The sequence below is a fragment of the Algibacter sp. TI.3.09 genome (assembly GCF_038154905.1).
GTDB lineage: Bacteria > Bacteroidota > Bacteroidia > Flavobacteriales > Flavobacteriaceae > Algibacter.
On record NZ_JBAKAN010000013.1, the window covers coordinates 1 to 9,105 of the forward strand.

General features: G+C 30.1%; 11 protein-coding genes and 1 pseudogene. 1 reads left to right on the plus strand and 11 read right to left on the minus strand.

Annotated features, from left to right (window positions below; genetic code table 11):
- Positions 1-143, plus strand: a pseudogene (locus V6246_RS18000) (IS110 family transposase); the annotation flags it as partial.
- A 47-nt stretch (positions 144-190) separates the two neighbouring features.
- Here V6246_RS18000 and V6246_RS18005 read toward each other — a convergent pair.
- From V6246_RS18005 to V6246_RS18055, 11 genes are all read right to left on the minus strand, one after another.
- Positions 191-763, minus strand: coding sequence for an SMI1/KNR4 family protein (locus tag V6246_RS18005; RefSeq protein ID WP_341561830.1), 573 nt, complete (start codon positions 761-763; stop codon positions 191-193).
- A 167-nt stretch (positions 764-930) separates the two neighbouring features.
- Positions 931-1,512, minus strand: coding sequence for a YdeI/OmpD-associated family protein (locus V6246_RS18010; protein WP_341561831.1), 582 nt, complete (start codon positions 1,510-1,512; stop codon positions 931-933).
- Positions 1,505-2,413 (minus strand): alpha/beta fold hydrolase, encoded by a 909-nt coding sequence (locus V6246_RS18015; protein ID WP_341561832.1) that lies wholly within the window; start codon positions 2,411-2,413, stop codon positions 1,505-1,507. The genes V6246_RS18010 and V6246_RS18015 overlap by 8 nt, the downstream gene beginning before the upstream one ends.
- A gap of 128 nt (positions 2,414-2,541) precedes the next feature.
- A complete protein-coding gene (locus V6246_RS18020; RefSeq protein ID WP_341561833.1) occupies positions 2,542-3,231 on the minus strand; it encodes a helix-turn-helix transcriptional regulator in 690 nt (229 codons plus the stop codon).
- 755 nt (positions 3,232-3,986) lie between these two features.
- Entirely contained in the window at positions 3,987-4,271 is a 285-nt protein-coding gene (locus tag V6246_RS18025; RefSeq protein ID WP_341561834.1) for a hypothetical protein, read from the minus strand.
- Positions 4,272-4,565 (minus strand): barstar family protein, encoded by a 294-nt coding sequence (locus tag V6246_RS18030; protein ID WP_341561835.1) that lies wholly within the window; start codon positions 4,563-4,565, stop codon positions 4,272-4,274.
- A gap of 158 nt (positions 4,566-4,723) precedes the next feature.
- Positions 4,724-5,437 (minus strand): hypothetical protein, encoded by a 714-nt coding sequence (locus V6246_RS18035; protein ID WP_341561836.1) that lies wholly within the window; start codon positions 5,435-5,437, stop codon positions 4,724-4,726.
- Between the two features lie 175 nt (positions 5,438-5,612).
- Positions 5,613-6,353 carry a pirin family protein gene (locus tag V6246_RS18040; RefSeq protein ID WP_341561837.1) on the minus strand — a complete coding sequence of 247 codons (741 nt, stop codon included), beginning with the start codon at positions 6,351-6,353 and terminating at the stop codon, positions 5,613-5,615.
- A 59-nt stretch (positions 6,354-6,412) separates the two neighbouring features.
- On the minus strand, positions 6,413-7,051 hold the full coding sequence (locus V6246_RS18045) for an isochorismatase family protein (RefSeq protein WP_341561838.1): 639 nt from the start codon (positions 7,049-7,051) through the stop codon (positions 6,413-6,415).
- 136 nt (positions 7,052-7,187) lie between these two features.
- Positions 7,188-7,562, minus strand: coding sequence for a DoxX family protein (locus V6246_RS18050; protein ID WP_341561839.1), 375 nt, complete (start codon positions 7,560-7,562; stop codon positions 7,188-7,190).
- Positions 7,563-8,436: 874 nt separating this feature from the next.
- Complete coding sequence (locus V6246_RS18055) at positions 8,437-8,901, minus strand: Crp/Fnr family transcriptional regulator (protein ID WP_341561840.1); 465 nt, start codon at positions 8,899-8,901, stop codon at positions 8,437-8,439.
- Positions 8,902-9,105 lie beyond the last annotated feature (204 nt).

Sequence of the window (9,105 nt, forward strand, 5' to 3'; positions counted from 1 at the left end):
ATGAACGATTAGTAGCAAAAGGAAAGAGTAAAAAATTAGCATTAATAGCGGTATGTAATAAGCTACTAAAACAAGCTTTTGCTATTGCAAAATCGGGTTTAATATTTGACAAGGAATATAAAAGTACGCTAGTGAAAAATTAATAAGATTTTACTTGTTTTTTAGCACAGTACTTTGTTGTGTGTAGTTTTTATATCCAATCATCTTTGAAAATTAAGATAGGCTCATCTTCTTCAATTTCATAATCTTTGTTATTCAATTTATCTAGCAGTAAAGTACTAAATTCAAGAAAAGAATTTGCTAAAACAATATTATCTTCTTGATAATCTATTCCAGGGAATAGTTGAAATACTTGTCCATAGACACCATTTTTCCCTGGGTTTAAATCTATTATTAAATAACTTGTACTTTCGCTAGCAATTGGGAGCCAATTTTTGTCCCAAATTTTCGGCTGTATTTTATTCTCTGTAATCCAATCTATATTTTCTTCATTTTTCCATAATTCATTTTGCATTTTCATTAAATCAATCATTTCATTCACAGGTATGAGAGAATAATAACTGAATGGTTGAATTTCAAAATTATTGTGTGATTGTCCATTAAAAACTTTTAAATATTGAATAAACTCTATTGGGATTTTTTTTTCAAAGAATGATTTCAGTAAGTTTATTTCTGATTCGTTTGCAGGTTTATTAAATGATTGTCCTGATTTTGTGTCAATCGAGTATATTTCTGTTTGTATTTTATTCCAAATTTGGTTCATTCAGTTCGTATTTCTCAAATTACACACAACGTTTAGTATATGAAAAGTAGCAGATTAAAATGTACTATCTTTTCAAGATAGAAACAAAGATAGTAGAAAAGGACGAAACTTAAAGTTTAGCACTAAACTGCTATTTTTTATATACATTGTTGTAAGCCGTTTTTATTTTATCGGAATTGTTTTGGTTTCGTATTTCTACTAGCATTTTCTGCTATTTCAATAATTCTTTTTTGTTTAGTTTCATCTCTTTTAGCTAGTACAATCCAACTTAATAGAATTTTCTTTGCTGATTTACTTAAACTCTCGTAATATTCTAAAGCTCCCTCTCTTTTGTCAAATTCTTTTTTTAAATTTTCAGGAATAATTAGTGCTTCTACATCATCTAGTATAAACCAAGAACCATTTTCCTTTGCCGTTTCAATAGCTTTATAGCCAGCTTCTCGAATAAGTTTTTTTGAAGTTAAATATTCTACTTTATCTTTATTTACCTTAGACCAAATACTGTTAGGTTTTCTTTTGCTAAAATATTGGATGTACCTTTCTGAGTCAATTGTTTTTTTAGTACTATCTATCCATCCAAAACAGAGTGCTTCATCAACTGATTCACTCCAACTAATAGAGGCAACTTTTGTTGATTTTTTATAAAAAACAAGCCAAACAGACTGTTTCAACTGGTGATTTTCATCTAACCAGTTTCTCCAATCTGTTTGGCTTTTAGGATAATATGTTTCTATTTCCTTTTTAGGCATTATGTTGTTCTAACCATTTTAATATGGCTTGATTAGTTTCTTCAGGTTTTTCTTGTTGTATACAATGACCACAATCTAAACTAACTACTTCTACATTAGGAACAAAATCTGTTAAATTTTCAGATTTAGGAATCATATCTTGGTCTCCATATATCATAAGTGTAGCGTGTTTAATGATTGGATTAACGTCTGCCAATAAATGCCAATTTTGGTCAAGGTTTCTATACCAATTTATACCTCCTGTAAATCCTGATGTTTCGAAAGTAGAAACATAAACAGCCAATTCACTTTCACTCATTATAGGGTCTCCAAGTGATTTCTCTGCTTTTGCAAGATTAATCATCATCATACCTGGTTCAGGCATTGTAAGTGGTACATTTTTTCGGAACAAATTACCAAGAAATTGAGATTTGTTTTCATCCAAAATAACATCTGCGACTCCTACTTGTCTATTAAAGTGAACAAAATAATTATCTGGTCCAAATATTTCTTCCATAAACTCTATCCAAGGTTTTTCTCCTCTTTGCATATATGGTAAAGCCAAATTTATTATTTTATTTACTCGTTCAGGATGCAATAAAGCTAGACTCCAAACAATATTTGCTCCCCAATCGTGACCTATAAAGGTAGCTTTTTCATATCCGTAGTGGTCAAGTAGAGCAACTAAATCTCCAGTTAAATGTTCAATACCATATGCTGTTATTTCAGTTGGGCAAGATGATTTACCATAACCTCTCTGATTTGGAACAATAACGTGATAACCAGCTTTAACAAGTTCGGGAATTTGAAAACGCCAAGAAAACGCATTTTCTGGAAATCCGTGACAAAGTATAATAGGTTTACCTTTATTCTCTTTACCTGCTTCAAATACTTCAAGTTCAATACCATTGACTGAAATCATAGTAGATTTTGGAAATTCGATTGAATTAATACTTTTGTTCATTTTTGTTGTCATTTTTTGTTTTAAAATAATTAGACTACAAAAGTAAATTGGGTCGATGACAACCTTATGGCAAGGGTCAAAAAGAGTTATTGATATTTGTCAAAATATTCTTGTAAAGTCATATTATGAGGTTCGAAATTTTCTGTTAGAATTTCTAATTTTTGAATTCTGTCTGGTCTAAAAAACCTAAACTCGTTACGCAAACGACAAAATGCAACTAAATACCAATTTTCAGAATTTAATATGGCAAATGGTTCTATTATTCTAATTGATGCAGAATTTTCTTTATTGATATATTCTATTTTAACAAGGTTGTAATTAGTTAATGCATTTTGTAAATCTGATAAATTATTACTATTCCTTTCTCGATTTATGTTTTCGTCATAACGTGTACGTTCAAGAAGTATATTAGCTTTATCTTTTGTTGTATATTTTAGAATTGATTTTATTTTATCTATTGCTTCCGAATAATCCTTGACAAAGGACGAATCTTTACTATTTAGCACTAATTGTTCTGCAAGTATTAAAGCATTTGCTTGTTTTTCGGTAAACATTACAGGTGGGATTTTATATCCTTCCATTAATGTATAGCCTTTTCCTTCTTCGGTTAATACAGGAACACCAGATTGTTCCAATGCCTTAATGTCTCTGTATATAGTTCTTTTGCTAATATTAAATTTATTAGCTAATTCCGAGGCAGTTACAATTCGTTTGGTCTGTAATTGAATTAAGATTGCTGTTAATCTTGATAGTCTATTTGTTTCGGAATAATCCATTTTTCAGTGTAATTATTGATTTTTTTCAAATGGCTTACAACGTGTTCGTGTATGAATAGTTGCGGTTTTGTGTGCGAGGATTTTCCGAAGGAAAATCAGACGTAACAAAAATGCAACTACCTTTGTTTAAGTACTAATTTAGCAATTTTTTATACACGTTGTTGTGTAACGTTTTTTTTATCAGTTAGTTTATCAATTTCTTTAGTCAATTTTTCAATCAGAATAAAGATATTCGACAAACTTTGTTTATCTCGACGACCAATTCTACAATTATAAATCAGATATTTTCCATTCAGTTCAAAACTTGCTTTTCTGCTTTTTAACAAGTTGAGTGATAATGGACTTGTTAGTAAAAAATTCGAAATTTCACTTGCGATAGGTTATAATTATCATATCGAGCAATTAAACTTATTAAAGAAGCCTTTTTTATTGAGCAATGAGTGAATTCAGAGTAAAGATTAGATTTCCTAGATTTTATGGTGAGGTCAATTCGTTTAGAGTTCCAATTTGAGTCAATTTCTAAAGCCCAATTTTCAGAATTTTCAATGATTTCTTTATTCCCTTTTGGAAGTAAAATCATTTCTTTTGTTAACAATTCAGATAGTTTATGAAATTCAGTCAAATGTTTGTTTTTCAAATGTTACACAACGTGATTGTGTATGGTTAGTTGCGTGGTTAAGCAACTAATTTAGTAAACAAATACGAACCAGAGAAAATTCCGAAGGAATTTTCCAAATAAGAACTTGCCCAAGCAATTAATTATACACGGTGTTGGCAGTAGTTTTTTTCTTATAGATTACATATCCTAAAATTCCGCCAATAATGAATGAAAATATAGCATTCGATGAATTCGGACTTGGATGTCTATTGTCTGCACCTCCAGCACTATAAAAAAGCTTCATAAATGAATTCATTTCGTTAAAATGATAATAGCAAACGTCTGGTATTAATAAATAATATATTAGAGTAAAACTAATAATCCACATTATAATTCCTCCAACAATTATAAAAGTCCATTTTGAAGGTTTACTTTCTTTCATTTAGCAATCAGTTGCAATTAATAAATTCGGATTTTCTCCGATTTCTATTTTTCTATAATTAACGAAAGCTCCACATTCCAAAATTGCATTTAGTAATTCAGGTACGTTTTCTTTCAAATATTTTCCGTTTTCAATTTGCAGAAGAGTAGGCTTTTCAGTCAATTCGTCAATACAATCTATCCAAGCATCCATATTTTCTCCATAGTAATCTGGAAAATTCAATTTCGTTTTAAATTCAGAGTGAAATGATTTCCAATCTTTTAATTTTCGACCATTAATTTTGAATGTTATCATTTCGTTCTCAAATTACTGCCAACGGTTACGTATAAGAATAGTGCGGTTTTGTGTCCGAGGATTTTCCGCAGGAAAATCGGAGTGACTAAAAAAGCACTAGCCTTTGGATTTAGGATTAAACTTAAGCATTATTTTTATACAATGTTGGCAAACGTATTTTAAAACACTAATTCTAACACAATTAATTTTCTAACAAGTTCATCGTTCAAATCAGCCTTTTCTAAAACCAATTCACAGAACTCTTTTTTATCGTTTTTCACAGCTTTCAGGTCGGAAAATCGCTCAAAAAATCCGCCAAATTTCCTTATGTTATCGACTGCTTGAATATATCTTCCATTATAAAAATTCACATATTTTAAATTCATTACTTTATTTATCAGCGAATCTCTGTTTGTTGTAGAATCTATATTAATATAATGACGGTCGTATTCATAAACTATTTTGTCAGGTCTGCTAAAGATTAAATCTTTCTTTCTTAATTTAATATAAGGCCGATTTACGTCAAGAAATATTAAGGAATCTTCTTCTACTTTATCATACGAGCTATTCGGCAAAATCCATACCGAATCTGGATGATAATACATTTCATTTTTCAATTCACTAGCATTAAATATATCAGTAATTTTTTTTGGTAATGGTTGCCAATTTTCGAGGCTTCCATTTTTATAATCAATCAAGAATTTTATATAAGATTCATTTAGTTCAGAATCTGGATACTGTTTTTTTAGAAAGTCATTTTCAAAGTCGTTAACGAGTAAAGTCAGAGTTTGGCTATTTTCTTTGCCCAAAACTTTTTCAAATTCTGCTGTGTCTTTGTCGGAAGAACAGCCAAAAGTCAGAAGTAGAATTATGAATAGGTTGATGAATTTCATTCTTTGGTCATATGTTTGCCAACGTGTTTGTATATGGTTTGTTGCGTGGTTAAGCAACTAATTTAGTAAATAATTACCGACCGAGAAAGTCTGCGAAGACTTTCGAAAGTAGGCTATAACTAGCAATAAATTATATACAGTGTTAGCCACAGTTATTTTATTTCTAATGAGTATGTTAATTTGCGAAAAGGCCATTTCTTGAAACTTCGGAAGTTTTATCCATAATAAATAAAATTAAATCTGCTTGCTGTTTTGATTTAACGGTTAAATCTTCACCTTCAAAGATTACAGCATCTTTTGTTTTAAGATCTGTATGGTTAGACAATTCTAAGTCGCCTTTAATTACATAAAGATAACCTACTTGATTCGCTGTTAATTTAGGTAATTCTACCTCTATATTGTCTTGTAACCTGGTATCGAATACTTCGATATCGGAATTTATTTTTAATGGTGCATTAGATGTTTCATTGGCTCCAATTAATCTCCATTTATTAAAACTGTATATGTCTTCAAATTGATGAAATTGCACTTTAGGCTGTAATTCATCTTTTCTTGGTCTCATAAATATTTGAAGCATTTCTGTAATTTCCCCTTCTTTGGGTACAGACTCTTCATGATAAAATCCAGATCCAGCATTCATCATCATTGAATATTGGTTGTTTATAGCAATATTATTGCCATCACTATCTTTATGTATCATTTCTCCTATTCTTACATACGAGAGAATTTCATCATTTTTATGTAAATGCATTGGCACAACCATCTTACCTTCTAGTGTAGCGTGATCTATTCTGCCTAATTGATACAATCCATGATCATTATGGTTTGGTAACGGATTACCTATTTCAAGCAAGCGGATTTTAAATTTGCCTCTATCTATTATTTTTTGCTGTGATGCAGGAATGATTTTAATCATACTATAATTTTTTTAAAAAGGTAGCTATTAATACAATAACTACCTTTTTTAATTTGTTTTTATTTATTAGCTGCTTTTTGTGCTGCAGCTAAACTGCTAAATAAATGTCCGTATGCTTGTAAATGTTCAGCATATAGACCTCCTAAAGCTTGACCTGTTGGGTTACGCCAATCTTTTTGTAATTCTGCAGAAACAGACATCCAACTTGTTACTTTTGCGCCTGCTTGTGTAAGTCTAGCAACTGTAGTGGTTTGCGCAATTTCACTCCAAGTACCAGATGAATCTATTACCGCGTATACATCATAACCTTCTGCTAATGCAGATAAGGTAGGGAAAAGTACACAAACATCTGTAGATACTCCTGCGATAATTAGTTTTTTTCTTCCAGTAGCTTCAACAGCTGCTTTAAATTCTGTATTATCCCAAGCATTAATCTCTCCTCCTCTAGATATATATGGAGCGTCTGAGTGTAACTCTGCAATCTCTGGTAAAAGAGGTCCATTAGCGCCATCTTCTGCACTTGTTGTTAAAACGGTAGGTAAGTTAAATATCTTCCCAATTTTAGCTATAGCTAAAGCATTGTTTTTCCATGTCTCCGGACTCATATCTCTTACACATTGTGCTAGTCCTGTTTGATGGTCTACTAATAATAGAGCTGCGTTTTCTGAATTCAGTGTTTCAAATTTAAAATCTTTCATTGTTTTATAATTTTTAATGTTACTATTTTTTTGTTTATCAAAATGTAGTTGACTTCCTTTTTATAACTCGTATCTCTAATTATTTAGAAATTGGTTAGTGTTAAAAGCACATCTTTTATATTTATATGGATTACTATTATTTTAAAAGCTTAGGGAACCTTAGTGTAGTACCAGCATATAATAATACAGATATAAGTATTCCTGCTATTGGAGGTTTGCCAGCAACAACTTCTGCAACAATAACGCCTCCTACAAAAGAACATAATAAATAAAAGCCTAATTTTTGTGTTTTTGGAATCCAATACAACGCCAATATGATGAGTTCAAGAATACCTACAAACAACGTTTTGTCTCCCCAATTGTTTACTGCATTCATGTTTTCTACAATAGGTGCTGCTAGAAGTAACTTCATAACTCCTGCCATGATAATTTGAATACTAAATAGAATAGACATTGCGTAGCCCGCTATTTTTTGTGTCTTTGAAATACTTGTGTCGTGATAATTTGCCATGTTAACTTTTTAAATGATTTATAATGATGCAAAGATGCCATCATCTAAAAAGTTGTGCATTAATGTAGATTAAGAAATTAAAAAAGCAACTATTTTTTAAGTCGGTTTCTTTATTTTCACGAAAGACCTCCGATGTAACGCCTAGTTAATAAGTCATCATTTTTTGAGGAATACCCATAATTTTCAATGATTTTTCAGAATTTCTTTCATGTAACCAAACTGTTTGAGCAACGGATTCAATATGCTAAGATTTTTATACTTTGTGATAGCTAGCTATTTTTTTACTTAGGAAAGATCCATAAATGATTATTTAGTTATTTTCTTAGCCAAGTAGCGAATCTTTTTGAAAGAAAACCAAGTATAATACTCATAATTGGAACAACAATTATAGTTATAAGGAGTGTTTTTAAAAGAAGATTCCAATTATTAATATAAGGCATTAGGATAAAAAAAAGGATATTTACTAATGGATAAATTATCATCCAAGTTAACAGCATCATTTTCCATTTTTTTGGTGGTTTCATTTTATGTTTTTTAATCTGTATAGGTGATTACTTTTTGTTACGTAGAAATATTCTGTCCATTACTTGCGAAAAGTTCAGGATTAATATTTTTTTTGTATCTGATTTTGGTGATGTAATGATCCGTTTTGAAAAGTTAGGTGTTTTTCAAGGAGAGTTATTATCAGAAATAATTTCATTACTCCAGCCATCAAAATTTAAACACTAAATAAGACAGACATTTTTTTGAACCTTTGAAATACTTGTGTCGTAATAATTTGCCATGTTAACTTTTTAAATGATTTATAATGATGCGAAGATGCCATTATCTAAAAAGTTGTGCATTAATGTATATTAAGAAAAGAAAGAATCGACTATTTTTTTAATCGATTTCTTTTTACAGTAGAAAGTGCCTCGGGTGTAATACCAAGGTAAGAAGCAATCATTTTTTGAGGAACGCGTTGTACAATATCTGGGTAGGTTTCTATAAAATCTTCATACCTTTCAATTGCTGTAGCACTCATTAATTTAATAATTCTGTTTTGTAATACAGATACCCGCTTAATTAATTTATTAGAATCCATTATAATAGGATCCTTTTTTTCGATAGGAATAATTACTGAATCTTCTAAAACATCAATAAATAACTGACAAGGTTCGTCTGTTGAAACTCCATCTCCAATAAGCCAATTTTCTGGTGCAAACATAAAAATATACTCTTTCCCATTTTCATCAATAGAGTAACTTCTTAATAAACCAGATTCAACGTAATAAACTTTACTGTTTAAGTCTTCAGCACTTTGTAGAATTTCTCCTTTCTTCGTTTTAATTCTTTTCAAATCGTATAATTTTTAATGGTCATAAATAGAAGTTAGAATGATTATCCTTTTTCTCATTGATTAGGTTATATTGTGGCTAACGGCAGGTATATAGACATTAAGGGATTATCAATATAAATATCCTACAGATTTATATTGAAGCTAATTTAGGAAATAAATATTTAAATTTAAGAAAGAATATTTGGTTTACTAAAGTAGCGTTGG